The organism is Sphingobium sp. B10D7B (assembly GCF_025961955.1).
In the GTDB taxonomy this organism is placed as follows: domain Bacteria; phylum Pseudomonadota; class Alphaproteobacteria; order Sphingomonadales; family Sphingomonadaceae; genus Sphingobium.
The window spans coordinates 2189474-2216110 of sequence record NZ_JAOQOQ010000001.1; the positions used below are offsets into that span (position 1 = coordinate 2189474).

The 26637-nt window shown below is 65.8% G+C and carries 27 protein-coding genes, 1 tRNA gene and 1 pseudogene; 14 read left to right on the forward strand and 15 right to left on the reverse strand.

Annotated features, from left to right (window positions below; genetic code table 11):
* Window positions 1-7 precede the first annotated feature (7 nt).
* A complete protein-coding gene (locus tag M2331_RS10400; protein WP_181560214.1) occupies window positions 8-709 on the reverse strand; it encodes an NAD-dependent deacylase in 702 nt (233 codons plus the stop codon).
* A 41-nt stretch (window positions 710-750) separates the two neighbouring features.
* Here M2331_RS10400 and dapB point away from each other — a divergent pair, with 41 nt between their 5' ends.
* From dapB to M2331_RS10440, 8 genes are all read left to right on the forward strand, one after another.
* Complete coding sequence (dapB, locus tag M2331_RS10405; protein WP_181560215.1) at window positions 751-1518, forward strand: 4-hydroxy-tetrahydrodipicolinate reductase; 768 nt, start codon at window positions 751-753, stop codon at window positions 1516-1518.
* 3 nt (window positions 1519-1521) lie between these two features.
* The gene (gene nth, locus M2331_RS10410; RefSeq protein ID WP_220128546.1) at window positions 1522-2178 is read left to right on the forward strand and encodes an endonuclease III; all 657 of its coding nucleotides are present in this window, start codon (window positions 1522-1524) and stop codon (window positions 2176-2178) included.
* Window positions 2179-2282: 104 nt separating this feature from the next.
* Complete coding sequence (locus M2331_RS10415; RefSeq protein WP_181560216.1) at window positions 2283-2549, forward strand: spike base protein, RCAP_Rcc01079 family; 267 nt, start codon at window positions 2283-2285, stop codon at window positions 2547-2549.
* Window positions 2550-2677: 128 nt separating this feature from the next.
* Window positions 2678-5071, forward strand: a complete 2394-nt coding sequence (locus tag M2331_RS10420) for a sialate O-acetylesterase (RefSeq protein WP_181560217.1) — start codon at window positions 2678-2680, stop codon at window positions 5069-5071.
* A complete protein-coding gene (locus M2331_RS10425) occupies window positions 5068-5331 on the forward strand; it encodes a hypothetical protein (RefSeq protein ID WP_181560218.1) in 264 nt (87 codons plus the stop codon). Before M2331_RS10420 ends, M2331_RS10425 begins: the two co-directional genes overlap by 4 nt.
* Window positions 5328-5810, forward strand: coding sequence for a lysozyme (locus M2331_RS10430; protein WP_181560219.1), 483 nt, complete (start codon window positions 5328-5330; stop codon window positions 5808-5810). The genes M2331_RS10425 and M2331_RS10430 overlap by 4 nt, the downstream gene beginning before the upstream one ends.
* Window positions 5807-6271 (forward strand): hypothetical protein, encoded by a 465-nt coding sequence (locus M2331_RS10435; protein ID WP_181560220.1) that lies wholly within the window; start codon window positions 5807-5809, stop codon window positions 6269-6271. The genes M2331_RS10430 and M2331_RS10435 overlap by 4 nt, the downstream gene beginning before the upstream one ends.
* 65 nt (window positions 6272-6336) lie before the next feature.
* Window positions 6337-6411, forward strand: a tRNA-Thr gene (locus M2331_RS10440).
* Between the two features lie 45 nt (window positions 6412-6456).
* Here M2331_RS10440 and M2331_RS10445 read toward each other — a convergent pair.
* Window positions 6457-6819 carry a hypothetical protein gene (locus tag M2331_RS10445; protein WP_184117262.1) on the reverse strand — a complete coding sequence of 121 codons (363 nt, stop codon included), beginning with the start codon at window positions 6817-6819 and terminating at the stop codon, window positions 6457-6459.
* Window positions 6820-7256: 437 nt separating this feature from the next.
* Between M2331_RS10445 and M2331_RS10450 the strand changes: the two genes are divergently transcribed.
* Window positions 7257-9872: a glycosyl hydrolase 115 family protein gene (locus M2331_RS10450; RefSeq protein ID WP_181560222.1), complete on the forward strand. Its 2616-nt coding sequence runs from the start codon at window positions 7257-7259 to the stop codon at window positions 9870-9872.
* 57 nt (window positions 9873-9929) lie between these two features.
* Here M2331_RS10450 and M2331_RS16620 read toward each other — a convergent pair.
* A pseudogene (locus M2331_RS16620) lies at window positions 9930-10025 on the reverse strand (PEPxxWA-CTERM sorting domain-containing protein); the annotation flags it as partial.
* Window positions 10026-10717: 692 nt separating this feature from the next.
* Here M2331_RS16620 and M2331_RS10460 point away from each other — a divergent pair.
* Genes M2331_RS10460 through M2331_RS10475 form a run of 4 tightly spaced genes read left to right on the forward strand, consistent with a single transcriptional unit; the run spans window position 10718 to window position 15432 of the window.
* Complete coding sequence (locus M2331_RS10460; protein ID WP_181560223.1) at window positions 10718-12160, forward strand: efflux transporter outer membrane subunit; 1443 nt, start codon at window positions 10718-10720, stop codon at window positions 12158-12160.
* A 14-nt stretch (window positions 12161-12174) separates the two neighbouring features.
* Window positions 12175-13521, forward strand: coding sequence for an efflux RND transporter periplasmic adaptor subunit (locus tag M2331_RS10465; protein ID WP_181560224.1), 1347 nt, complete (start codon window positions 12175-12177; stop codon window positions 13519-13521).
* Window positions 13511-14224, forward strand: a complete 714-nt coding sequence (locus tag M2331_RS10470) for an ABC transporter ATP-binding protein (protein WP_181560225.1) — start codon at window positions 13511-13513, stop codon at window positions 14222-14224. The genes M2331_RS10465 and M2331_RS10470 overlap by 11 nt, the downstream gene beginning before the upstream one ends.
* Window positions 14224-15432 carry an ABC transporter permease gene (locus M2331_RS10475; RefSeq protein ID WP_181560226.1) on the forward strand — a complete coding sequence of 403 codons (1209 nt, stop codon included), beginning with the start codon at window positions 14224-14226 and terminating at the stop codon, window positions 15430-15432. The genes M2331_RS10470 and M2331_RS10475 overlap by 1 nt, the downstream gene beginning before the upstream one ends.
* Before the next feature lie 103 nt (window positions 15433-15535).
* Here M2331_RS10475 and ligD read toward each other — a convergent pair whose 3' ends face one another.
* The 4 genes from ligD to M2331_RS10495 form a co-directional block, all read right to left on the reverse strand.
* Entirely contained in the window at window positions 15536-18061 is a 2526-nt protein-coding gene (gene ligD / locus M2331_RS10480; RefSeq protein ID WP_181560227.1) for a DNA ligase D, read from the reverse strand.
* Window positions 18061-18564, reverse strand: a complete 504-nt coding sequence (locus M2331_RS10485) for an MgtC/SapB family protein (protein WP_181560228.1) — start codon at window positions 18562-18564, stop codon at window positions 18061-18063. The genes ligD and M2331_RS10485 overlap by 1 nt, the downstream gene beginning before the upstream one ends.
* A gap of 1 nt (window position 18565) precedes the next feature.
* A complete protein-coding gene (locus M2331_RS10490) occupies window positions 18566-19501 on the reverse strand; it encodes a Ku protein (protein ID WP_181560229.1) in 936 nt (311 codons plus the stop codon).
* Window positions 19502-19843: 342 nt separating this feature from the next.
* A complete protein-coding gene (locus M2331_RS10495; protein ID WP_181560230.1) occupies window positions 19844-20242 on the reverse strand; it encodes a VOC family protein in 399 nt (132 codons plus the stop codon).
* Between the two features lie 316 nt (window positions 20243-20558).
* Between M2331_RS10495 and M2331_RS10500 the strand changes: the two genes are divergently transcribed.
* Window positions 20559-20846: a barstar family protein gene (locus tag M2331_RS10500; protein WP_181560231.1), complete on the forward strand. Its 288-nt coding sequence runs from the start codon at window positions 20559-20561 to the stop codon at window positions 20844-20846.
* 107 nt (window positions 20847-20953) lie between these two features.
* Here M2331_RS10500 and M2331_RS10505 read toward each other — a convergent pair whose 3' ends face one another.
* Genes M2331_RS10505 through gspI form a run of 8 tightly spaced genes read right to left on the reverse strand, consistent with a single transcriptional unit; the run spans window position 20954 to window position 26598 of the window.
* Entirely contained in the window at window positions 20954-21712 is a 759-nt protein-coding gene (locus tag M2331_RS10505) for a prepilin peptidase (protein ID WP_181560232.1), read from the reverse strand.
* A gap of 7 nt (window positions 21713-21719) precedes the next feature.
* Window positions 21720-22442, reverse strand: a complete 723-nt coding sequence (gene gspN, locus M2331_RS10510) for a type II secretion system protein N (RefSeq protein WP_181560233.1) — start codon at window positions 22440-22442, stop codon at window positions 21720-21722.
* Entirely contained in the window at window positions 22439-22918 is a 480-nt protein-coding gene (gspM, locus tag M2331_RS10515) for a type II secretion system protein GspM (RefSeq protein ID WP_181560234.1), read from the reverse strand. The genes gspN and gspM overlap by 4 nt, the downstream gene beginning before the upstream one ends.
* Window positions 22918-24033, reverse strand: coding sequence for a type II secretion system protein GspL (gene gspL, locus M2331_RS10520; protein ID WP_181560235.1), 1116 nt, complete (start codon window positions 24031-24033; stop codon window positions 22918-22920). Before gspL ends, gspM begins: the two co-directional genes overlap by 1 nt.
* On the reverse strand, window positions 24030-25070 hold the full coding sequence (gspK, locus tag M2331_RS10525; RefSeq protein ID WP_181560236.1) for a type II secretion system minor pseudopilin GspK: 1041 nt from the start codon (window positions 25068-25070) through the stop codon (window positions 24030-24032). The genes gspL and gspK overlap by 4 nt, the downstream gene beginning before the upstream one ends.
* Window positions 25060-25725 carry a type II secretion system minor pseudopilin GspJ gene (gspJ, locus tag M2331_RS10530; protein ID WP_264592358.1) on the reverse strand — a complete coding sequence of 222 codons (666 nt, stop codon included), beginning with the start codon at window positions 25723-25725 and terminating at the stop codon, window positions 25060-25062. The genes gspK and gspJ overlap by 11 nt, the downstream gene beginning before the upstream one ends.
* Entirely contained in the window at window positions 25718-26191 is a 474-nt protein-coding gene (locus tag M2331_RS10535; protein WP_264592359.1) for a GspH/FimT family pseudopilin, read from the reverse strand. Before M2331_RS10535 ends, gspJ begins: the two co-directional genes overlap by 8 nt.
* A complete protein-coding gene (gspI, locus tag M2331_RS10540; RefSeq protein ID WP_181560237.1) occupies window positions 26188-26598 on the reverse strand; it encodes a type II secretion system minor pseudopilin GspI in 411 nt (136 codons plus the stop codon). The genes M2331_RS10535 and gspI overlap by 4 nt, the downstream gene beginning before the upstream one ends.
* Window positions 26599-26637: the final 39 nt, after the last annotated feature.

Consider the following 26637-nt stretch of genomic DNA (forward strand, 5'->3'; position numbering starts at 1 on the left):
GCGCCGTTCAGGACGCCAGCATCTCATCCACCCATGCCGGCACGAGCTGGCTCGCCGGGCCGAGGCGGGATTCGTCGAACCAGGCGCTGCCTTCTGACGGTTCGAGATTCAGCTCCAGCGTGCGCGCGCCGTAGGCCTGCGCCATGCGGACGAACCCGGCGGCTGGATAAACAGCGCCCGACGTGCCGATCGACACGAACAGATCGGCACGGGCCAGCGCCGCTTCGATCCGCGCCATCTGATAAGGCATCTCGCCGAAAAACACGATGTCGGGCCGCAGAGCGGGCGCGCCGCAGGTGGGGCACGTCGCTGCAGGCGGGAGAGGACCCGTCCACGGCAGACGGTAATCGCAGGCGGCGCACAGCGCGCTGTTCAACGCGCCATGCATATGGAGGAGGTTGCGCGAGCCGCCCCTCTCGTGGAGATCATCGACATTCTGCGTGACCAGCAGGAGCTCGCCGGGCCAATGCGCTTCCAGCCGGGCGAGCGCCTCATGCGCGGGATTGGGCTCAACGCGGTCCAACGCGGCGCGACGCATATCATAGAAGCGATGGACCAATGCAGGATCGCGCGCCAGCGCTTCGGGCGTGCAGACATCCTCGATCCGATGCTGTGCCCACAGGCCATCTTCCGAGCGGAAGGTTTCCAGGCCGCTTTCTGCCGAGATGCCGGCGCCGGTGAGGATGACAAGTGCGTTCGAGTCTGGCATCGGCGCGATGAGACAGATTTGGAGCGAAGGACGCAAGCATCATGACGGCGATCGGCATCTTTGGCGCGCGGGGGCGCATGGGTCAGGCGATCGCGGGGGTTGCGGCGGATGCCGGGATTGCGGTGGCGGGCGGAACGGACAGTCAGCCGGGCGGGACCATCGGCGCAGAAGGCGCGGCGATCACCAGCGATGCGATGGGCCTTGCGGGCAGCGCCGACGTGCTGATCGACTTCTCGGTGCCCGGCGCGCTGCAGGCGCATCTTGATGCCTGCGTCGCGGCGGGCAAGCCGCTTCTGATCGGCACGACCGGCCTCGAAGCGGCGCATCACGCAGCCATCGACCGTGCGTCGGCGCAGATCGCGGTGCTGCAGACGGGCAATACCTCGCTCGGCGTCAATCTGCTGGCTGCGCTCGTTCAGGAAGCGGCCGCGCGACTGGGCGACGATTGGGACATCGAAATTCTGGAGATGCATCACCGCCACAAGGTGGACGCTCCTTCCGGCACGGCGCTGTTGCTGGGCGAAGCGGCAGCGGCCGGGCGCGGGATCAGCCTTGCCGACCATAGCGCGCGCGGGCGCGACGGGATCACCGGCGCCCGCAAGGCCGGCGACATCGGTTTTGCGGCGCTGCGCGGGGGATCGGTCGCAGGCGATCATCTTGTGGTGCTGGCCGCCGATCAGGAGCGGATCGAGCTGGGTCACCGGGCCGAGAGCCGCATCATCTTCGCCCGTGGTGCGGTGAAGGCCGCGCAATGGCTGATCGGCAAGGCGCCGGGACGCTATGCCATGGCGGATGTGCTGGGGCTTTAGGTTTTGAGCCGCCAGCGCATTCTCAACCGCGATCAGATTTTTACGCTGTTCTCGCGGCTGGCGGAGCATAATCCCGAGCCTCGCACCGAGCTGGAATATGGCAATGATTTCCAGTTGCTTGTGGCCGTGGTCCTCTCCGCGCAGGCGACCGATGCGGGCGTCAACAAGGCGACGCGGCGGCTGTTCGAAACGGTGAAGACGCCGGCGGACATGGTGGCGCTCGGCGAGGAGGCGCTCAAGGAACACATCAAGACCATCGGCCTCTTCAACACCAAGGCCAAGAACGTCATCGCGCTCTCGCAGGTCTTGGTGGAGACCTACGGCGGCGAAGTGCCGCGCGACCGGGACGTGCTGACCACCCTGCCGGGCGTGGGGCGCAAAACCGCCAATGTGGTGATGAACACGGCATTCGGCGAGGAAACCTTTGCGGTCGATACCCATATCTTCCGGGTCGGCAACCGCACCGGGCTGGCGCCGGGGAAGACCGTGCTCGCCGTCGAGAGCGGGCTGGAAAAGCGCGTTCCCCAGCCCTTTCGGCGCGATGCCCACCATTGGCTGATCCTGCATGGCCGCTATGTCTGCAAAGCCCGTAAGCCCGAATGCTGGCGCTGCATCATCAACGATGTGTGCCTGTTCAAGGACAAGACGCCAGCACCGTGATTTTACCAGATAGGTAAATTTAATCTGTCCTACAGCACCTCTCCGGTGGCTTAAGGGCGTTGCGGCGATTCGGCCGCAGCACTCGCCACAGGAAGGGCACGGACATGGCCGACCGCTTCGAAAACCAGATCGACTCCCTCACCCAGCCGGCGCGCGAGGCCTTTGCCATCACGCCCCACGCCACCAATGAAATCGACCCGCTACCCAAGGCCATCTATGTCGGGACGGGCGGCGCCATCACGCTGCGCGCGGCAGGCTCCGGCACGGACGTGATGCTCAAGAATGTCGCGTCAGGGCAGATCCTCGACATCCGCGCTCGCTACATCCGCGCCAGCGGCACGACCGCGGCCGACATTGTGGGCCTTGCCTGATGGTCGGTCCCGGATTTGGTTTCGGCGCTGCAGGGTCTGCGCGCCGTCATCGGCCCCTTGGCGCGTCTCCCACCCCCACGCCGACGCCTACACCAACCCCCGCCCCCAGTTGGACGAGCAGACCCGCCATGACCGGCGCCGCCAGCCCTCCGCGCGTCGGCGATATGCTCACCGCTCTGGGCGGCATCATCGTGAACGGCGCGGCGACGGGATGGCAGTGGCTGCGCGATGGCGTACCCATCGCAGGCGCCACCGCCAACAGCTATGTGCTGTCCGCAGCCGATACGGGATCGATGATCGGCCCGCGCGAGCTGGCGAACGGGGCCGGCGGCAGTGGGTCGGCCGATGCGGACGCCGTCGGGCCGGTCGCTGCGGCGCTCGTTGCCGCGAGTTACAGCGCTGGCTTCACGTTGGCGCAGTTCCCAAGCTACGAAGAGAAGCGGATTTACCAGCGCACCACAACCAACGGCGGTGGCCAGGGCAAGGGCACCGGCACGATCCGCGTGCCGCTGTCCGGCACCGTCACCGCCGGCACGGTCGGGGTGCGTATCCGCTCCGCCGAGGATGGAACAACGATCCTGCAGGGGCCGTGGACCGCCGGCACGATCGCAAACGGCGCCACCTATGTCGACGTTACCGGCGTGGATGCGCGGCTTGGCTGGTTCTTCGTCGATCTGAAGGGCGCAGATGGCGCCTGGCAGCTCGGCACCGTCAAGGTCGGCATGGGCATGTTGACCGGCTTTGCGGGTCAATCGCTCACCGTGCGGATGCTGGGGCGCCAGGCCACCGATTCGACGGCGACCTTCGCCTCGCTTGGGATCGCGCCGGATGCCAACAGCGCGGTGCTGGCGCGATATGTGGACGGCAACACCTACAATCCCGCCGCCGCCACCATGCCCTGGCAGACGCCGGCTGATATGAGCAATAGCGCCGGCCCCAATTCCGTCGGCGTCGGTGAATATCTCAACCGCATGATTGCGCTGACCGGCGTCAACTGTGGCGTTGTCGGCCATGCGGTCGGCGGCACCACCATCGCCAGCTTCTTTAGCCGGCAGAGCAACTGGACGGCGCTCACCGAGGTGATGAACCGGGCCGGCAATGGCTTCGAGGCCTTTGTCTGGGGTCAGGGTCATACCGAGGCCCTCTATGGCATCCCACCCAAGGCCTATGGCCAGGCCCTGAGCACCCTCTTCAGCCAACTGACCACGCTCAACAGCCTGCCGTCCTTCGCCCGTCTCGTCTGGACCATCCCCTCCATGGGGTTGCTGCGGAGCTGGGGCACGCCGTGGCAGGTGAGCCGCATCCGCAAAGGCGCGCAGGACTGGTGCGCGGCCAATGGTGCGACGTATGTCCACATGGACGATACGCTGATGAGCGGCGACGGCATCCACCAGACACAAGCCGGCTCGCTGACCATGGCGCGCCACCTGTATCGCGCGCTGCGCAGTTCTTATGGCGCGAGCGCAGGCCTTGGCCCCGCGCCCCTCTCCGCCACCCGATCCGGCACCACCATCACGCTTACGCTGAGCAATGTCGGCCAGAGCGCTCTCGTGCTGAGCGGCACGCCGGGCAACCGCTTGTGGGTGTTCCCGCGCGGCCGGGTGAACCCGATGGCCAACAACGCGACCGACAACCGCTTCCCGGTGGCATCGGTCAGCGCAGTGAACGCCACGACGCTCGCGATCACGCTCGCCAACGATCCCGGCCCCGGACATGAGCTCGACCTCTGGGTCTACTTCCCGAGCGGCCCTGCCAATGCAGCGACCGACACGATCCGCGATGACCGGACCGATGGAGACGGCATCACCACCGGCCGCATCGTGCAGGGCAGCACGCTCCCCATCGCCATCGCGGCGCCGACGCCGGGCGGCGCGATCAATGCCCCGCCGAGCGGCTTCATCGCGCCGATCAGCCCCCTCAGCATGGCCGAGACGAGCACGACCTACGCCGCCAGCACCGGTGGCGCGGCGTTCGGCCAGCAGATGACGGGCGGCACCGCGCGTGGCAGTTACAGCCCGGTCTTTGCGCCGATTACCGTGGAGGGCTTCTTCACCTGCCCGGACCCGCTCCCGGGCGCGATCCAGGTCCTGTTCGGCGGGTTCGGAAGCAACGGCTCCCGCTTCGTCGCCATCGATGGCGCCGGCAAGCTGCGGGTCTGGAGCGGCCTCACCGGCACCACGGTGCTGGCGCCGGGCAAGCGCTACCATGTCGCCTGCCAGGCCGGGCCGGGAGGGCTGGCGCTCTATGTGACCAACGTCACCGATGGCCTTCCCGGCACCCGCGAGAGCTATGCCGCGTTCGGCGAGACGATCGTGCCGGCCGCCTCTGGCTATTCGCTCCGCAACCATAACGGCGAATACGGGCTCACCGGCGGCGCGCTGGATGAATGGGCGGTGTTCAACAGCGAGCGCTACAGCGGCGCGAGCTACACCTGCCCGAACGGCCCGCTTGCTGGCGATGAAGCGGATATCGTCGCGCTCTATCGCTGCGATGGCGACGCAAAGGATGCGGTGACACGATGACCAGCCCGCAACTCGCGCGGAAGCTGGATCAACTGATCGGCAAGGTGGAGAGCCTTGCCGAAACGGTCGACCGGCAGGCGCAGGAAATCGGCCGCGCATCCGAGCGGCTTGCGCTGGTCGAACAGGACACCAAGCGGACCATGGAAGTGATCGAAGCCTGGCGCGCGGCGAAGCTTTGGCTGCGCTGGAGCCGATGGGTGGCGGGTTTCATCGCCTCGATGATCGCCGCATTCGCGGCCTTCAAGGGCTTGAGCAAATGAACGCGCGGGATACGCTGCTGGGCGGGGCGGTCGGCAGCGCTTTCATCGGCCTCGCCATCATGATCGCGGCGCCGTTCATCGCGCGATGGGAAGGCACACGCACCGACCCTTATCGCGACATCGCCGGCATTTGGACGGTCTGCACCGGCGAGACCCGCGTGCCGATGCGGCGTTACACGCCCGCCGAATGCGCGGCGATGCTGGACCGAACGCTGGCCGCCGACTGGGCGCCCGCGGTGCTGCGCGCCGTGCCAGCGCTCAGGGATCGGCCCTATCAGTTCGCGGCGGCCATCTCGCTCACCTATAATATTGGCGAGGCGGCCTTTGCGCGCTCGACAGTCGCGCGGCGGTTCAACGCGGGCGATTGGCCGGGCGGCTGCGACGCGTTCCGGCTCTGGGTGATGGTCGATGGGCGGCGCGTGCAGGGGCTGGTCAACCGGCGGGAGGCAGAGCGCCGGCTCTGCCTGACCAACTTGTGACGCTACGGGGATGGCTCGCCGCCACCGGCGCGCTCGCCCTGGCTCTTATTCTCGCGCTGGCATGGGGGGTGCGGGTTGACCATCTGCGCGCACGCCATGCCGCCGCACTTGCGAAGGCCCGTCAGGATTATCGCGCCGCCCAGGCCAAGGCGCAGACGGATTTCGACGCGCAGGTCGCCGCGCTTCGCGTCCACAACAGGAGGCTCAACGATGCTGCCGAACAGAAGAGCGAGGCTCTCACCCTTGTCTATCGCGATCGCGTTGTGCGCCTGCCAGCCGCGCACGCTGCCTGTACTCCCGATCGCCCCGGCCTGCCCGCGCCCGGCGATGCCCAGCCTGTTGACCGATCCAGTCGCGATCCCATCCTTCTTGACCGCGCCGACGCGCTGATCTGCGCGACGAATACTGCCCGGCTGGAGGCGGCGCGCGCCTGGGCGCTGGAGATGCAGACCGGGCCATGACCTTGCTACCGAGCCGCATTGCGGATTGACCCCCGCGCGGTGAAATCATAGGGAGTTGCGACCTTGCCGGATTAGCACAGTGGTAGTGCAGCGGTTTTGTAAACCGAAGGTCGCGGGTTCAAATCCTGCATCCGGCACCATTTCCTCACGGATGTGAGGGTGGTTGTGACCTCGCCCTATCCGCCTCAAAGCGCGCCGATGGATGTCCGGCGATCGTCGAGAGAATTCAGGTCGGCGCTCAGGTGCATTGCATCCGAGCGCTCGTCGGGATGAAAACTGCGCGACAGTCCGGCAAAAACGCGCCGCTGCTGCACTTGATTGAGATGCGCGTCAGCAGCGGTGTTGGGGCTCTCGGGCGCAGTCTCCCCGGCCCACTTATAGCCGGCAATTCCGTCCGCTAATCTAACGATCGTGTCCCTCAGCGAGCCGGACGCCTGGAGCGCATCGCCCACAGGGTTGGCATAGGAGACGGGGCTCATGGAACGGCGACGCCAACCAACAATCACATCTTTGATCACGTAAAGTCCCCCGTCGACGCCCAGAAGCATTTACAGGCCGGTGCAACCTTCTGCTGCCTTGAGCGTTTACACCCTTTTTTGGGCGGAGCAATTGCCATCCGCGTAGGGAAAACCGTGCGCTGAGCGGCGTCGCGGCCTCTCAATTTGAGGCAAAATACGGATCGTTTGGCGCCGCGATGGAGAGTTCCCTGCGCCAACGGCGTCGAGCGCTGAAGCCCAAACCCAGCCGGATTGGCTCAAATCCTGAGATTTGGCACACTCCGACCGCGCGAGCGTCCGCGCATCATACCCAATTGATGACCGCAGAAGCACTGCCACCGGCATGCCTCTGCTCGACCGAAAAGCGTATTAAAACGGCACGGTGCATTTGACAGCGGGCTCAACTATTTGCACTTTATTTGTCGGAGTAAAACGCGTGATGGTGCGCTGAGGCGTCGCAGACAGACGAAGAGTGAAGGGAGCGGATCATGCGCGAGCACGCAGCCAGCGGAGTCACGCGGCGACGGCTGATGGGGAGCGCGGCTGCCGGAACGCTCGCTTTGCTAGGCTCTCCACTCGCCGCGCGCGCCGGGACGCTGGGATTGGGGGCGCAAGCGCCCTTCCCGCTGATCCGCAGCGGCGTGCCGGCTGGGGTGATAATCGATAATGAGGCCGACAGTGCGGTGGGCCATGTCGCCACGCGATTCGCGGAAGATATTGGGCGGGTGTGCGGCACGGCTGCGCGCGTGTCGAAAGGCTATGGGAGCACGCCTTCCGGCGTGGCTGTCATCATCGGCGTGCTGGGCCAAAGCCGATTGATCGACGGTCTGATGGCTGCCGGAAAGATCGACGTGGGCGATCTCGCGGGGGCCTGGGAAGCCTTTCGGCGAATCGTCGTGGATCATCCGGCCAAGGGGATCGAGCGCGCGCTGGTGATCGTGGGATCAGATCGGCGCGGCGCCGTGTTCGGCACCTATGATGTTTCCGAGCAGATCGGCGTCTCGCCATGGCATTGGTTTGCCGATGTGCCGGTCAGGCGAAGGTCGGACGTGTCGATCGCCGCCACGCCAGTGCGGGATCAGCCCAAGGTGCGCTACCGTGGGTTCTTCATCAACGACGAGGCGCCCTGCCTGAGCAGTTGGGCGGAAAAGACGTTCGGCGGCTTCAACACCGCGATGTACGCCCATGTCTTCGAGCTTCTGCTGCGCCTCAAGGGCAATTATCTTTGGCCGGCGATGTGGGCACCGCGCGCTTTCGCCGCCGACGACCCGCAGAACATGACCCTTGCCGATGAAATGGGCGTGGTGATGGGCAATTCCCACCACGAGCCTATGCTCCGGGCGCAGGACGAGTGGCACCGCAATCCTGAAGGCGGCGTGACCGGCGGACGCTGGGATTACACGACCAACGCCGACAATCTGCGCGAATTCTGGCGCGGCGGGATCGCCCGCATGATGTCGAAAGGGAATGGCGGGCGCTATGAGTCTGTCGTCACCATCGGAATGCGAGGCGATGGCGACGAAGCCATGGCGGAAGGCACCGCGATCCCGCTGCTCGAACAGATCGTGACGGACCAGCGCGGCATCATCGCGCAGGCGACCGGGCAGAGCGCGGACAAGACCCCGCAGGTCTGGGCGCTCTACAAGGAAGTGCAGGATTATTATGACCACGGCATGCAGGTGCCCGACGATGTCATCCTGCTGTTCGCCGACGACAATTGGGGCCAGATCCGCCGCCTGCCCGATCCGGCCGCGAAACCCCGCAGCGGCGGCTATGGGGTCTATTATCACTTCGATTATGTGGGCGTGCCGCGCAACTATAAGTGGCTGAACACCAACCAGATCGAGAAGGTCTGGCAACAGATGGACCTCGCCTATCAGCGCGATGCCCGGGCGATGTGGATCGTCAATGTCGGTGACATCAAGCCCATGGAATATCCGCTGAGCTTCTTCCTGGCGATGGCCTGGAACCCTGAGACGATGACGCCGCAGGCGCTTGCGGCTTATCCGGCGCGTTGGGCGGCGGCGACGTTCGGCCCCGAACAGGCCGAGGCGATCGGTGCGATGATGACGGCCTACAGCCAATATGCCGCGCGGCGAAAACCCGAACTGATCGATCAGGACAGCTTCCCGCTGGGCGACGTCACCTCGCAGGCGCTGGACGGAGGCGTGTTCGGGGCTCTGGTCGGTGAGTGGGATGCGCTCGAACGCCGGATGCTCGCCACGCGGGCGCGGCTGCGCCCCGAGCAGCACGATGCTTATGATCAGCTCCTCGCCTATCCGATCAGCGCGATGGCCAATCTGTACCGGCTCTATTATGGCGCGGCGTGGAACAAGCGGCTGGCGCAGGACAATGACCCGCGCGCCAACTATTTCGCGGACATGGTGGAAACGAGCTACCAGCGCGATGCCGATCTGACCGCACACTATCATACGCTCAATGGCGGCAAGTGGGATGGCATGATGGCGCAGGTGCACATCGGCTATGTCATCTGGCAGCAGCCGACCCAGCAGAGCATGCCCAGCATCTCACGGGTCGGCGATGGCACAACGAAGGGCACGCCCGTCTTCGTCACGCCCCGCCCTGCAGACCCCCGCGTCATCACGATCGCCGCGAGCGACTTCGCCCGCGCGCGCCATGCCAAGGGCCCGCGCTGGACGCCCATCGCCCATCTCGGTCAGGGCGGCAGTGCGGTGGTGGCTCTGCCGCAAGGCAGGCCGCCGACCACGCCGGCCGACGGGGTCGCGCTCGATTATGAGGTGGACGTTCCGCATGCGGGGGTTGGCCAGATCACGGCCCATCTGGTCCCCACGCTGGATACGATGGGACAGGCCGGAGTCGCGCTCGGTGTGTCTCTGGACGACGGCCCGGTCATGGTCTTGCGAGCCGTGCTGGAGCCGACGGGCGGCGCGCAGGACACGCCCGCCAAGCGGCGCTGGGCCGAGGCGGTCATCGACAACAGCCTACGCCTGACCGCCGATCTCGGCCCGGTTGAGGCCGGGCGGCACCGGATCAGCATCTGGCGCATCGACGACAATGTCGTGCTGGAAAAGCTGGTGCTGACCATCGCTGGCGGAGAGGGCCGCGCGCCTACTCCAGCATGACCCATGAAAAAGGGCCGGAAGTCCGGCCCTCTCTTCCTTTGCTGCGGACGAAGCCGGTCAGCCGAAGCTGACCGACACCTTGCGGCGGCGCATCATAAGACCCACCAGTGCCAGGCCGCCGAGCATGAGCGCCCAGGTCGCAGGCTCAGGAATGGGATTGGAGGCCGGCGGCGTCACAGGCGGATTATAGGCCGCCTCGCTTACCTGCACATAGCCGCCGAACCAGTCGCCCCAGCAATCGGGGCAGGTGTAGTTCGCCTTGAACTGCAGGGTTACCGACCCGGCATCGGCAAAGCCGGAACCGATCAGCGCGTTGGACCAGCCCGGCGTCAGATTGCTGGCGATGCTCGTGCCGTTGAGCAAAATGTCCGTGAACTGGAATTTCGGCGAACCGCTCAGAAACAGATCCACCTTGCTGTAGGTCGGCAGGTTGAACGTGAATGTCTGGTCCACGGTCGAGAATTGGGAGACCTGAACGCCCCAATAATCGATGCCGGCCCACTGGCCTGCTGGGTTGTTGATCCCGTCGGTAATGGTCGAGGTCGCCAAAGCGGGGACCGATACCAAAGACAATGCGAGCGCCGCAGCGCCAAGCCTCACGTTCATCATGCTGTTCTCTCGAAGAAGATCGGGCTCCGTCCTGGTGCGTCGCTTGCGACAATCCGGCCCTGTTGCAGCCATGATAATCGACGCGCATTCACCGAACAACTTCCTTAACCATCAATATCTTAAGGAATGGATAAGGCCGCTTCGCGCAGCGTTCCGTAGCGGCAATCTACCCGTTCGGTATAATTTGTGACAATTTGCGGCTGGACGAAAATTGCGCGCTCACCCATTCATTGGGCATGAACCGCGCATTCCTGCTGCTATCGGGCATCGTCCTGCTGCCATCCTGCACCATGGCTCCCGCTTATGAGCCGAAAAGCGCCTCCGCTCTGGGGGTGCCCGATCAGTGGTCCGTGCCCGCGACACCGGACCGGCCGGACCTGACCCGCTGGTGGCAGAGCTTCGATGATCCGGTGCTGGGCCAGTTGGTGGAGCAGGCCGCGCAATCCAACCTCGACCTCGCACAGGCGACGGCGCGGCTGCGGCAGGCGCGCGAGGCGCTGGTGGTCAGCCGCTCGAGCCTTCTCCCCTCGGCCAGTGGCTCGGCCGGTTACCGCCGGACCGAGCCGCTGCGGGGCGGCGACAGGACGACGACGCTGCCGGATGGATCGGTCGTGACCGTCGGCGATGGGGGCACCGACAGCTTTTCGCTGGGGCTGGACGCCAGCTACCAGCTCGATCTCTTCGGCGGCGTGCGCAGTTCCGTGGCGGCCAGCCGGGCGCAATATGAAGGCGCGGGCTTCGATTATGCGACCGTGCTGCTCTCGGTGCAGAGCGAGGTTGCACGCAATTATGTGCTGGCGCGTGCCTATCAGGCGCAGATCGAGAATGCGCGGTCGAGTCTCGCGATTCAGGACGATAATCTGGAGATCGCCGGCTTCCGCGTTCAGGCCGGGCTGGTTTCTTCGCTGGATGCCGAGCAGGCGCGGGCAAGCCGGGCACAGACCGCCGCCAGCCTGCCACAGATTGAGCAGCAGTATAATGCCGCCGTCTCCCGCATCGGCGTGTTGACCGGGCAGGCACCCGGCGCGCTCAAGGAGATGCTGGCAGCGCCCAAGCCGATCCCCCATGGACCGGAGGAGATCGCTGCCGGCATCCCCGCCGACGTGCTGCGCCAGCGCCCCGACGTGCGTGCCGCCGAGCGCAACCTCGCCGCCACCACCGCGCAGATCGGCGTCTCGCGCGCGCAGCTTTTCCCGGCGCTCAGCATCGGCGGTAGCCTGAGCGCGGGCGCCACCAGCATCGGCAGCGTGCTCGATACGATCACCGGCAGCCTGTTCGCGAGCCTCAGCCAGCTCATCTTCGATGGCGGCCGCACCAGCGCGCAGATCCGCTCCGCGCAGGCCGGCGCGGAAGGCGCCTTCGCCAGCTATCGGTCGACCGTGCTGACCGCGCTGGAAGATGTCGAGAACGCGTTGGTTGCGCTGCGCACCGCCGGTGAGCGGGAACGACAGTTCGCCATCGCCTTCGATGCGGCCAACACTTCCGCTCTGCTCGCACGCGACCAGTATCGCACCGGCCTCACGGACTTCACCACGCTCAACACGCAGGAAGCATCGCTCATCTCGGCCCGCAACGGCCTGGTGCAGGCCCGCGCCGACAAGGCAACCGCCCTGATCGCTCTTTACACCGCACTGGGTGGCGGGTGGGATTCCACCGTCACGCCGACCGCGCCTCAATGACCGGAAGCACAAGCATGGCAGATCAGCAACTCGATGATTTCCTCGGCGTGAAGCCGCAGCCGGCCTGGCGCCGCCATTTCAAATGGGTCGCCATCGTCGCTGGCGCGCTGCTGCTCATCCTGCTCGCCTGGCGCTTCTTCGGCAACGCAGAGGCGCCCGGCTATGTGACCGCGCCGGTGCAGCGCAGCCACCTCGTCACCACTGTCTCGGCGACCGGCAAGCTGGCGCCGACCAATCAGGTGACGGTCGGCTCGCAGCTCTCCGGACTGGTGGTGCGCGTGCTGGTGGACGTGAACGACCGTGTGACGCAGGGCCAGCCGCTGGCCGAGATCGACCCCGAGCAGATCGAAGACCAGATTCGCCAGGGCCGCGCCCAGCTTGCCGCCAATCAGGCGCAGGTGGCGCAGGCCAAGGCAACCCTCTCCGAATCGCAGGCGCAGCTTGCCCGGCTGGAGGAAGTCGCCCGACTTTCCGGCGGACGTGTTCCTTCCAAAACCGAGCTGCAGACCGGACGCGCCAATGTACAGCGCGCGCAGGCTGCGCTGCGCGTGGCCGAGGCCAATGTCGTCGCCAGCCAGGCCGCGCTTTCCCAGAACCAGACGCAGCGCGCCCGCGCGATCATCCGCTCGCCCGTGGCTGGCGTGGTGCTCGCCCGTCAGGTCGACCCCGGCCAAACGGTCGCGGCCTCGTTCAACACGCCGACCTTGTTCGTGATCGCCGAGGATCTCTCCAAGATGAAGCTGGAGGTGGCCATTGACGAAGCCGATGTCGGCACGGTCAAGGAAGGCCAGAAGGCGACGTTCATCGTGGACGCCTTCCCTGAGCGGACCTTCCCGGCCGTCATCACCCGTGTCGACATCGGCTCCAATCTCTCGGCCAGCGCGGCCAGCGCATCCTCGACGTCGAGCACGTCCACGAGCGGCACCACGGGTCAGGTCGTCTCCTATGCCGCCGACCTCAGCGTCGATAACGAGAAGCTCGATCTGCGCCCCGGCATGACGGCGACGGCGGACATCGTCACGTCCGACAAGAAGGACGTGCTGCTGGTGCCCAACGCGGCGCTGCGCTTCTCCCCGCAGGCGCAGGGCGGCAGCCAGGCTGGCGGCGGCCAGTCCGGCATCACCGGCGCGCTCTCCATGGGGCCGCGCCGCAGAGGCGGCGGCAATGACCGCAGCGTCACCGTGGGTCGCGGCGCGCAGCAGCAGGTCTATGTGCTGGGCGACGACGGCAAGCCGAAAGCGGTGCAGATCACCACCGGCGACACCGACGGCTTCCATACCGAAGTGCTTTCCGGCGACCTCAAGCCCGGCATGAACGTCATCACCAGCCAGCTCAGCGGGGCCGCCAGCAGTGGCCGATAACGCCTTCATTTCCCTGCGCGGCATCACCAAGGTCTATGGCGAGGGCGCGACGGCGTTCCAGGCGCTCAAGGGCGTCGACCTCGACGTGGCGCAGGGTGATTTCGTGGCGGTCATGGGCCCGTCCGGCTCCGGCAAGTCGACGGCGATGAACATCCTCGGCTGCCTCGATGTGCCGACCTCCGGCGCCTTCATGTTCAAGGGCGTGCATGTTGAGACGCTGGACCGGGATCAGCGGGCGCTGCTGCGCCGCAAATATTTCGGCTTCGTCTTCCAGGGCTTCAACCTGCTGGCGCGCACGACGGCGCTCGAAAATGTCGAGCTGCCCCTGCTCTACCGCGGCGATGCCAAGGATGCGCGGCGGGAGGCGGCAATGAGCGCGCTCGAGAAGGTCGGGCTGGATAAATGGTGGGACCATACGCCCGCCGAACTCTCCGGCGGCCAGCAACAGCGCGTCGCCATCGCGCGCGCGATCGTCACCAATCCCGATGTACTGCTGGCCGACGAGCCCACCGGAAATCTCGATAGCGAGCGCTCGGTGGAGATCATGGAACTGCTGAGCGGCCTCAATCGCGATGCGGGCATCACCGTCCTCATGGTGACGCACGAGCCAGACATGGCCGAGTTCGCCCGCACCATCGTGCATTTCAAGGACGGGCTGGTCGATCGCATCGAACAGGGCGCCGGCAAAAGGGCGATGCACTGATGCTGGGCACCACCTTCCTCCTCGCGCTGCGCTCGATCCTGCGACACAAGCTGCGCTCATTCCTCACGACGCTGGGCATCATCATCGGCGTGGCGGCGGTCGTGACCATGGTGACGCTGGGCAAGGCAACGACAGCCGCCGTGCAGCAGCAGATCGCGGCGCTTGGCACCAACATCCTGCAGGTGCGCCCCGGCCAAGGCTTCGGCCGGGGGGGCGGCGGGCCGCGTCCGCCCGAGTTCGAACCCTCGGACGTAACGGCCATTCAGCAGCAGGTGGCGGGCGTTACCGCGGTCGCACCGCAGGCGCAGGCCAGCGCGACGGCGATCTATGAGGGCGCCAACTGGTCGACGACGATCAACGGCACGACGATGGATTATTTCAAGGTGCAGCCCTGGCCCCTAAGTGCCGGGCGCATGTTCACCCCGGCGGAGGAAACGGCGGGCAAGGCCGTATGCATCATCGGCTCGACCGTGCAGCGCAACCTCTTCCGGGGCGACGATGCCATCGGCAAGCGCTTCCGCATCGGCGACGTCAGCTGCGACATCGTCGGCACGCTGAGCACGCGCGGACAAGCCGGCTTCGGCGGCGATCAGGACGATGTCGTCATCATGCCGATCAAGACCGTACAGCGGCGCTTTACCGGGACGACGGATATCCGGCTACTGATGGTGGGCGTCGATCAGGCCTATTCGACCCAGCAGGTGCAGGCCTCCCTCACCGACCTGCTGCGGGACCGGCGGAAGATCACCGGCGGTAAGGAAGATGACTTCAACATCTTCGACACCCGCCAGATTTCCGACACGCTGACCGGCACCACGACGCTGCTCACCCGCATCGTCGCGGCGGTGGCGGGCATCAGCCTTGTGGTGGGTGGCATCGGCATCATGAACATCATGCTCGTTTCCGTGACGGAACGGACCCGCGAAATCGGCATCCGCCTCGCCATCGGCGCGGTGCAGCGCGAGGTGCTGCTGCAGTTCCTCGTTGAGGCAGTGGTGCTCTCCTGCCTCGGCGGCGCGATCGGCCTGCTGTTGGCGCAGATCGCCATCGCCGTGGCGACGCCCTTGATGCAGGTGCCGTGGACGTTCGACGCGCAGATCAACGTCTTTGCCTTCTGCATTTCAGCGCTGATCGGGGTGGTGTTCGGCTTCTTCCCCGCCCGGCGGGCGGCGGCCCTGAACCCCATCGACGCGCTCCGGCACGAATAGGGGGTCTAATTCTCCCCCCCGTTCGTGTCGAGCGTAGTCGAGACACGCCAGCGCTGTCCTAACGTGTCTCGACTTCGCTCGACACGAGCGGGCAGGCAAAGGCTCACAATTCCGGCAAGCCCTGCGCCATCAATCCCCAGCCCCGCAGCGACTTGTCCCGTGACCGCTCGATTAAGGCCTCCGCATCCGCGATGCTGAACGGATGCGCATCCTTCGCATCCTCCAGCTCCTCCCAGCTGATCGGCACCGCAACCGGCGCGCCAGCACGGGCGCGCGCGGAATAGGGCACCACCGCCGTGCCGCCCCGCTGGTTGCGCAGATAATCGATGAAGATGCGCCCCTTGCGCTTGGCCTTGCTCATCGTGGCGACGAAGCGCTCCGGCTCAGCCATGCTCATCGCCTCTGCGAAGCGATGCGAGAAATCCTTGTGCGTGTCCCAATCATGCCCCGGCGTGAGCGGAACGACCACATGCACGCCCTTGCCTCCGGACAGCATGGCGAAGCTGACCAGCCCGATATCCTCCAACCGCCGGCGGATATCCCGGGCCGCGCGGATGATCTCGGAGAAATCCAGCGCCTCATCGGGATCGAGATCGAAGATCATCTTGTCAGGATGCTCGACATCGCTGGCCCGCGCGGCCCAGCCGTGAAATTCGATGGTCCCCATCTGCACGCAGGCGAGCAGGCCCTCGCTGTCCTGCACGTAGAGATAATCCTCCGTGCCGCCATCCTTCTCGCGAATGGGCACATGATGCACATGGGCGCCGAACGAACCGCTATCATGCTTCTGGAAAAAGCACTGCTTCGCCCGGCCCTGCGGGCAGCGCACGAGGCTGATCGGCCGGTCCGACACGAAAGACAGCATGATCGGCGCGATCGCCGCATAATAATCGGCCAGATCGCCCTTGGTCTGCCCGCTCTCGGGGAAAATCACACGCTCCCGGTTGGAGATCGGCACGTCGCTCTTCGCCTTGGGTGCGGGGGCTTTCTTTTCGGGCGTCACTGCGGTCGCGTCCTTGTCGCTGCGCAGCCCCAGGAAGCTGCCATGCCGAACCCGCCCGTCGCCGGTAAATTCCGCAAAGGCCACCTCGGCAACCAGGTCCGGCTTGATCCACTGCGCACCGCGTGCCTCGGCCCGGGGCACCTCCGCCGCCGGGGTCTTGCGCGCGCGGGTGGCGAAGCGGGCCGCGAGATCGTCCATCGTCGCCGCATCGAAGCCGGTGCCGACCTTGCCCTTGTAGACCAGCTCCTCCCCCTCTCGCTGGCCTAGCAGAAGTGAGGCAAACGGACGCCCCTTGGCGCTGCTGCGGCTCCAGCCGATTAGCACGAACTCCTGCCGCAGCGTACATTTGACTTTGAGCCAGTTGCGGGTCCGCGCGCCGCGATAGGGCGCATCGATGCGCTTGGAGATGATCCCCTCGCCACCCGCCTTGCACATGGCGGCAAACAGCTTTTCGCCTGCGCCTATGACATGATCGGCGACATGAAGCGGCGCCTCTGCCGCGTGGAGCAGCGAGTCCAGCCGCTCCTTGCGCTCGATGTTCGAACTGCCGCGCAGGTCCGCGCCATCGAGGCTCAGCAGATCGAAGGCGAAGAAGCTGAGCGCGGCTTTGCCCTCACCCTTCAATGCGGCCTGCAACGTCGAGAAATCGGGATTGCCGCCCTTACCCAGCGCCACGATCTCGCCGTCAATCAGCGCGGGCGGCAGGTCCAGCGCGGCAAGGGCATCCGCAATGGGCTGAAACTTGTCCGTCCAGTCGAGGCCGCTGCGCGTAAAGAGCCGTACATCCGCCCCGTTGACGGCCGCGAGCGCACGATAGCCGTCGAACTTGATCTCGTGCATCCACTCATTGCCCGTGGGCACCGCATCGACCAGGGTCGCCAGCTGCACGGACTGGAAATCCGGCCGCTTGGCTTTCGACTGAGCTTTCGACGCCCGGCGCTCAGGCGCCGCCGCCTTCTTGGCAGCCTTGTCATTATGCGCAGCGGCGGCCTCCATCGCCTGGGTGAAGACCTTGCCCTTCTTGCCGGCCAGCGACTGCGCGCCTGCCGTATCCGCCGCGATCTCCGCCATGGTGCGGTCGGTGAGCACGGATGTCAGTGATTGCTCCACCAGAACGTCGCCGGTGCCGGCGAATGCGTCGTCGATCTTGCGCAGCAGCCAGTTCTCGCGCTTTTCGCCAGGGCGCGGCTTCATCCGCACCAGCAGCCATTCGCCCTTCATCCGCTCGCCTTCCAGCCGGAAATGGAGGTGGCCCTTCTCGATATCCTTGGCGCTCTTGCCTTCCACCGGCGCCCAGCTGCCCTTGTCCCACAGCATCACCGTGCCGCCGCCATATTCACCCTTGGGGATGATGCCCTCGAACGTCGCGTAGGAGAGCGGATGATCCTCCGTCCGCACGGCGAGGCGCTTGTCGTCCGGGTCCACGCTTGGCCCCTTGGTCACCGCCCAGCTCTTGAGCACGCCGTCCACTTCCAGCCGGAAGTCCCAGTGCAGACGGGTCGCGTCATGCTTTTGCACGATAAACAAATTGCCGCCGGGGCTGCGCTCCTGCTTGCCTGCCGGCTCGGGCGTCCGCGTGAAATCGCGCTTGGCGTCATAATCGGCAAGGGGGCTCTTGCGGGGCATCAGCTCTTCTCCTTTTCCTTGTCGGACGCCCTCTCTGCGAGGCGAGGCTCGATCCAGCGCCGCTCCACCAGCCGCAGAAAGGTCAGCATCACCACCGACACGATGCTCGCCACCAAAACCAGCGGCCACTGCGCCGCACCGCACGCAATGCCCACCACGGTCGCCAGCCAGATGTGGGCGGCGGTGGTGAGATTATGGACCTCGCCCTTGCTGAAGACGATGAGGCCTGCCGCAATGATGCCGACGAACGTCCCCGTCGCCTCAAAGATACGCAGCGGGTCCATGCCCGACTGGCCGGTCGCAAGCTGACGATAGAGCGAGATCGAGCTCACCGTCATCACCGCCGCGCTGAAGCAGATGAGGCCATGGGTACGAAGCCCGGCAGCGTGTCCTCGCAATTCCCGGTCCAGCCCCAGAGCCAATCCTAGCAGGGCCGCGATGCCCAGCCGCAGCATCACCTCCCCATCGACCCAATGCAGCGGCGTTCCGGGGTTGAGATCCATGTCAGGCGCTCTTGCGGCGGCTCGACCGTGATGCGGTTGCCCGGCTTCCCGCCGCCTTCGAGGCCGGAGCCTTGGCGCTCTTGCTGGCGGTTGCCCGGCTCTTGGCAGGCGCGCTCTTGGTGGTGCTGCCCTTTTTGGCGCCGCCGCCATCGCCAACCGACTTCTTGAGCGCAGCCATCAGATCGATGACATTGCTGCCGCCGGGCCGGCTCGCTTCCTCGGCATCCTCGAGGATGCGCTTGCCGCCCTTCGCCTTGCGCTTTTTCTCGATCAACCCCTCGAGCGCCTGGATGTAGCGATCCTGAAATTCGGCCGGGTGGAACGGCGCGCTTTTCTTGTCGATCAGCGCGGTGGCGAGATCGAGCAGATCGGCCTCCGGCTTGGTGTCGCCGATATCGCGGAAGAAGCCCTGTGCCTTCACCACCTCGTCGGCATAGCGCAGCACCTCCATCACCAGCCCGCGCCCGCACGGCTTGATGGAGACGAGTTGCTCGCGCCCGCGCACGGAAAGCTGGCCCAGGCCGACCTTCTTCGCCTGCCGCAGGGCATCGCGCAGCACCACATAGGCTTCCTCGGCCAGATCGTCCGCCGGTACGACGTAATAGGGTTTGTCGTAATAGAGCACGTCGATCTCGCTCGCGTCGACGAACTGGACGAGGTCCAGCGTCTTGCGGCTCTCGATCTTCACCGCCTCGATTTCCTCATCATCGAGCAGCACATACTGCCCCTTGGAAACCTCGAAGCCCCTCATGATCTCATCGCGATCCACCGGCCCGACGCCGGGCGCGACCTTCTCATAGCGGATGCGCTTGCCGCTCGGTTCATGGACCTGATGAAAGGCGATCTTGGCGCCGGAGCGCGTGGCGGAGAACACCTCTACGGGGATCGAAACGAGCGCCAGCTTGATCTGCCCACGCCAATATGCACGCGCTGCCATGAGATACCTCCGGGAATGAACCCCGCGGCGCGGTGGTTGGTTCCCCGTTTAGCGCTAGGTGGCTTCGACAATTCCAAAGTTGGTAGAATGGCGGCTATTCCATTCCATTTCCCCGAGGCTGCCTTTCCGGACACGACGACATAGCTGCCTCTCGACGATCACTCTTCTAAGCTCGATTTCCTCAGCCAGTTTATTCGTCTCCTTCTCTTCCGATCGAGAGAGAAAATGGAACCGGGTCGCCGTCGCTCTCAGCGGCGATAGCGTCAGCGAAACCTAGCCTTTACCAGAAAGTTCAGCTGCCCAACCAACGCATAGGCGGGCAGCCGACTAAGAAAACGTCGATCACTGGGGGAAATGGATCCCGCACAGCTTATTTCCATCTGGATCGCGGAAATAGGCGAGTTCAATCGTACCCAGAGACGCCGTATTGCGGGGACCGGGGGGTGCCTCAATCGATGTGGCGCCATTTGCAACGGCGACATCGTGAAACTGTTTTACCTGCTCTGGCGAACTGCATGAAAAGGCAACGGTGCCGCCGTTCGCGACGGTCGCAGGTTCGTCGTTGATTGGCTGCGTAACAATGAAATTGGTACCATTCCCGTTGTTGTAGATCAGGCGCTTATGGCCGCTGTCGGCCACGTTAACGGTCGCTTCCCCAACCCCCAGCGTGCCAAGTACGGTATCATAAAAGCGCTTTGCCCGCTCAATGTCGTTCGATCCCACCATCGTGTGAAAAAGCATGCTTCTTCTCCGTATTTAGCTACGTCGTGATTGAGCGCAGCCCTGCGGTCCGACCATAGCAGACACGAACGCTCGGTCACGCTCGGATCATCCTCGGCGGCAGTGATCTTTGACACGGCAACGCTCTCTTAGTTCAAACAAGCGAATGGCCGCTTCCCCCGACATCTCAGCTATAGTGCTCAGCGGCAGAAATCATCAAAACCTTCCGTCCGTGCAACCTCATGCCGATAGTCTCCATTTAGGATTTTTGCGCTCAAAGCTGCCTTTCCGGACAAGACGAAATTGCGGACATGTCAGCTGGTGTTAGTTTGACCAAATGCTGACGATTGATATGAGCGCGCTGCGCTGGGAGAGCGCTGAAGACTTCTCCATTGAAGTCCTTCTCAAGCTTGGAGCCCCTTCATGGCACGGGCACAGCCTTGACGCCATAAACGACAGTGTTTTCGGCGGCGATATCAACGAGATTGCACCACCCTTCCGCATCATGATTACTCATATCGCCAACGCGAAACCGGATATGCAGGCATTCTTGCGCAAAGTTCAAAAGGTCTTCGCAGACGGTAGGGATGAAACGAGACGAGACGCTTTCATCGATCTACTCTGACAGTCCGCTTCCCAAGCCTTTCCCGACTTGCATCTCCTCCCTGTCTCCGATCGAAGAGGATGCTCGTTCAGGTCGGACTTTGTCCACGTAACTCTACCGCATCACCGTCATGGGGCTATGGTCCACGCCAATGCTGCTGCCAGTGGTGCAGCCAGACACAGGCAGGTGCCGAAGGGCAGGCGCATGTCGCCGGACAGCGTCCGCCCCTTCAGACACAGGATGAGGGCCCAGATCAACCCGCCGATGCTGGCCAAAAGCAGCACGAACGGCAGCAGCTGCCAGCCGAGCCACGCGCCGATCGCACCGAGCAGCTTGGCATCCCCCAAGCCCAGCCCATCGCGTCCGCGCAGGCGCCGGTAGCTCATGGCCAGCAGGAACAGGCCGATATAGCCGATAGCCGCGCCGATCATGCGATCCGCAAAAGGCGCTGGCACCAGCCAGTCGCCCAGGGTGAGACCCAGCACCGCAAGCGGGAGCGTCAAGGCATCCGGCAACCAGAAATGGCGTGCATCCAGCACCGCCAGCGCCAGCAAGATCCACAGCGCCACCGCAACCAGCGCCGCAGCGGGCAGCGCCAGCATCAAGGCGCAGACGCCGCCGATCACGGCTGCGCCCAGTTCCATGATCATATGCGCCGGATCGATCCGTGCCCCGCAGGTCCGGCATCGCCCGCGCGTCCGCAAGGCGCTGAGCAGTGGAATGAGGTCGATCGCGCCCAACGTCCGCCCGCAGGCATCGCAGGCCGAGCGCCCGCGCATCACTGATTCGCTACGCGGCCAGCGGGTGACGACGGCGCCGAGAAAACTGCCGGCGATGAGGCCAAGGCCGCAGCCCAGCGCCATGCGCAACAGATCGGCCCCCAGCATCGCGCGATCAGAACCGGCCGACGGTCCGCAGCACCTGCTCGCCATTGACTGCCTGAAAGCCGTTGGCGCCCAGCGCCGCACCGATCAGCGGATCGGTTGTGCGCATGCGCATCGTTGCCTCATAGCTGCCGTCCTGCTTGATCCGCACGAACAGTTGCTCCTGACCGGACTGGCTGACCAGCGGCAGTTCCACCGCATCGCCCGCGCACCGCACGGCGCCGGCAAGGCCATTGGCGAGACCCAGCCCGCTCATGATCGCCGGCACGCGCGCGCGCACCCGCCCTTCCGCCTTGGTGCACATGCCGCCGGAGAAGTGGACGGTCATATCCTCGAACTCGACCCGGCTCACCGGCAGCGGCGCCAGCGGTGCGCCGAGCGCGACCGATCCGGTCACATCGTCCACACCGCGCCGGTTGAGCCCCAGCGTGAATGCCCCGCTGATATCATCGCGGTCGCCCAGCCGCCGCACGATGTCGATGCGCACGCGGCCCACGAACAACTGGATGGGACTGAGGAACACATCCACCGTGCCCAGCTGAACCCCACGGATCTGCAACTCCTCGGCGCCACCCCACCAGATCGGCCCGCGCAGGGATCGGGCGGCGACGCCCATGTCCTTGAGGCCGAACAGCGCGAAGGCGGCATAAAGCGGCCATGTGACCAGCAGCGCGATCAGGAAGATCACGCCGAGCATGATGCGCGCCCGCGTCGTCTGGACCATCGCCATCATGGCCGCGTCTCCTGGAACACGGCCTGTACGGAGACGGTGCCTTCTGCCGCGCCTGGGACGATGCTGATCGTCTGGACCGCAACCCCGTCTGCCTCCAGACGCGCGATCCATTGCAGCAACGGCCCGACGCGCGCCGAGGCGATGTTCACGGACATGCGGCCCTGCCCCTGCTGGTCGGCGCGATCGAGCGTGAAGCCCGCTTCCGCTGCTGTCTGGCCGACGCGTTGATCGACCGCGAGGCGCTCGCCCTGGGCACGCTTTTGCGGCTTCTGGCGCAATTCCGCGACCATGGCCCGCACCGACGCATAGCGATCCAGCGCGGCGCCTTGTCGCTCCCAGCCGGCTGCCAGGCCATCATTGACCGGACGCCAGACGCCCAGCCACAGAAACATCAGCAACGCCACGATGCCCAGCCCCGCCATGAAGCGACGCTCGGCCAGGCTGTGATTGGCCCACCAGGTCCGCAGCCCCTGCATCAGCGCACCACCGTGATATCGGCGACGATCCGCGCGCCGCGCTGCTGAACGGCGTTGGCGCTGATCCGCCAGCCGGCCTCCTGAATGGCGATCAGCACCTCATTGATCTCCTCGGCCTGATTGGCGGACAGTTGCACACGCAGCGCGCCATCGCTGCCCTGATTGATGCTGGTGAGCGTGACATTGGCGTTGGCCTGCATGGCGCTCATCAGCCCGGCGACCGTGCCGGTGAACCCGCCGCGCCCGCCCCGCGCGCCGAGCAAGGCGGTCACGCGCGCCTCTGCACCGGCGGCATCGGCCACCGCAGGATCGACACTTTGCGCGATGGCCACGGTCTGCGCGTCGAGGCGGGAGGCCTCCGCATTCAGCCGAACGATGGTGATGAGCGAGACGATGAGGCTGGCCAGCAGAATGAGCCCGAGCATGATGGCCATGCGCCGCCAGCGATCCTTGCCGAACAAGGCCGGCGCGCGGCGAGCGAAGGTGCCTTGCCGCAGATCCAGCGGCGGCGTCGCCAGCGCCAGCAACAGCGCCTCATCGACATTATCAGGCGGCAGACGAGTCAGCGAAGCCTCGCCGATGATGAGCGGCGCATGCGGTTCGCTGCCATCGAACACGCTGTCACGCCCGCGCACGACATCCGCGCCGCCAATGGGGGCATGGACGAAGCCATCCTCGGGCGCCGGCAGCAGCAGCGCGGAGGGAACGAGACTTGCCTGCGCGATGCCATGCTCTGCCGCCCAGTCCACCCAATGCGTCATGGCGCTGCGGCTGGTGACGGCCACGACATACGGCGCATCGGGATCGTCATTGGCGGCGACGGCGGCGTGAAGCTGGTCGCCATCGCCAATGCTCGCCTCCAGCGCCATCAGCCGCGCGGCGGCGGCGCCTTGCTTCGGCGTCATGCCGGGGCAGGCGATGAAGTGGAGCGTCGTCACATGCGGTGGGAGCACCAGCATGGCGTGGCCGACGGCGGGCTCGGTATCGTTCGCCTGTTCGGGCGGAAACCATTCGGTGCCGCGTCCGCGCCGCACGATCTGCTCGTCCGCCACCCGATACCAGACCGGAGGCGTGTCGCTCTCGCGCGGCAGGACAATGACATAATCGTGCTTCAACTCTCGTCACCCCATTGGCGGCGCATCAGCCGGGCCGGCTGCGTCTCCGCATCGATCAGCACAATCTCACTCACCTGGTCTCCTCCGAGATCCGCCCGCAACGTCGCTTCGAACCAGCGCGTCTTGGCCAAGGTCTGGTTCTTCACATCCTCGGGCAACGCAAGCCTGACAAGCTGCGGGAGAGACCAGAAGGCGTTCACGCTGCCATACCCATCCGCAGGGCGCTGCGCCAGCACCTGCCGCGCCTGTTCGAGCCCGAGACCGTCCGGCGCGAGCATGGCCAGCAGCACGGCCTGCCCCGGCAGCAGCGTATTGATGTTGATCGGCGAGAGCCGCGTCGTCGGCAAGGCGCAGACCCACGGGCGGATGCGCTGATAGATCTGCGGCGTCATGGCATTGACCATCAGCAGCTCGCTCGGATCGGCCATCAATGTGTTGGCCGCGCGATAGGGCGGATCGAACCCCGCATAATAATTGTCCTCCGCGCCGCCATTGCCCGGCTCTGAATCGCCGTCGATCCAGTCGGCGGCCGAAATCGCGATCTGGGTGGCGGCATTCTGATCGACGCCGAGCAAGCGCATCAGCGCCGCGAACTGGGCGATGCCGACCGGCCGGGCAGCGAGTTGCATGGTGGACGTATCCCCCTCTACCCCACCTGCCGGCTCCGGCCCCACGACCAGACTGTTGAGATTGAAGCAGTTGCCGCGATCGACCAACTGCACGGTCACCGCGCCGCCGGGCACGGAGATGGTCTGGTCGCGGCCCAGCCAGCCGCCCTGCAAGGTGGTGCGATCCGCGTTCACCGCCACAAGGTCGCTCACCAGATTGGCCACCATCTGCTCGCCGGTGAGCAGATAGGCGCGGCCCTGATCGGCCGAGACAATGTTGCGGGTCATCCGGCTCGCCAACGTCAGCCGATCCAGCGCGACCGCCGTCACGACCGAAAGAATGGCCACAAGCAGCAGCACGGTGAGCAGCGCGGCGCCCCGCTCGTGGGCCGGCGTTGCCGCGCTGGCATGAAGGGGGTCAGGGCGCACTGGCAGCCTCCGCGCCCTCAGCCGGGGGCTGATACATGGCCGTGCCGACCGGAAAGCGCAGCGTCACTGGCGCGGCGCTCCGGCGCTCCACGGTGATTTCGACGACGGTCGGCAGTTCGGTCGGCCGGGCGGGCGCCCAGCGGTCCTGCCAGGCGCCGTTGCGGGCCCGGTAACGCAGGCTGAGCGCGGTCACATTCTCGAACAGCACGGATGGGGCCGGCGGCTGCGCGCCATCGAGCGCCGGGTAGCCGATGCGTTCCAGCCGCCCGTCCCGCCACCAATATTCGATCTTCTGCAAGGTCGGTCGGCGCAATGTGGCAGGATTGCTCCAGCCCGCGCGCACGAACTGGATCAGCGGCTCCTCGCTCTGCGCGGCGCGGCCGAAGAAAGCAGGTGCGAACGTTCCGGCCTCGGTCCGGCTGATGCGCGTCACAGCCTGCGAGAGATCGGCATCGAGCAGGGACACGCCGCGTTGCACATCGGCCAGCGCATCGAGATTGCGGCCGATCGCGGCCTGCCCGTCCACGCTGCTGCGCAGCAGCACGACACCGGCCGTCGCGAGCATGGCGAAGATCATCACCGCCACCAGCAGCTCGATGAGGGTAAAGCCCTCCTCGCCCGCATGGGCATGGCCAATGGCGCGCGCGTCAGTCACCGCTGGTTACCTTGCCGTCCAGCATCATGCGCACCGGCAGTTTCTGCCCGTCCCGCTCCAGCGCAAAATCGAGCGGCTGATCGGCCTGCCCCACGCTGTCGAACATCACCCGCAGACGCGTCTGCTGGCCGAGCGCGGCGCGGGTCTCGCCGGACCAGTCATGCGCGGCGAGCGGCCCTTCCGTGATCGGCTCCCATTGCCCCTGCGCCCGCCGCTCGAAACCATAAGCGGTGGTGGAGACCCACAAGGCAACCGGGCGTCCGGCGATGACGGCACTGTCCCGCGCGGCGCGCACACGCCCGGCAAAGCGGTCCACATCGCCCGAAACCCGCCCGCGCGGATCGGCCATGGTGAGGACAACCGCGCCCGAGATCAGCCCGATAATCGCGATGACGACCATCAGCTCAACCAGCGTGAAGCCGGCCGTGCTGCGCGTCACAGGCGAAGCAGGGGCCCGCCGCATCATTGCGCGGGCCGCCCGAAGGTCAGCACGGCGGGCGATTGGCCCGGTCCGGCATCCACACGCACCGTCACGATGAGCAGCCGCCCGTCTTCCCCCTTGTCGACCCGCTGAATCCACGGCCATTTGCGGCCGCCATTCTCGGCCACGCCGTTGCTCGCGCCCAGCGCCGGGGGCTGCGGATCGGTCATCCGCTCGATCATGAGGTTGCGCGCGACGATCTGCGCCATGGTGCGGCTGTTGAGATCGACCGAGGTCCGCGCCGAGACGCCCTGCAGGCGCACCAGCGCCAGCGCGGCGAGGCTGAAGATGGCAAGGGCGACCAGCATTTCCAGCAAGGTGAAGCCGGCGGATGCGCACGCGCGGCGCGGCAGGGGCAAGCCCTGCCGATGACCGGGCGTGCCCCGCCTCATGCCTCAATCTCCCTGACGGACCGGCGCCGGTGCGCTGCC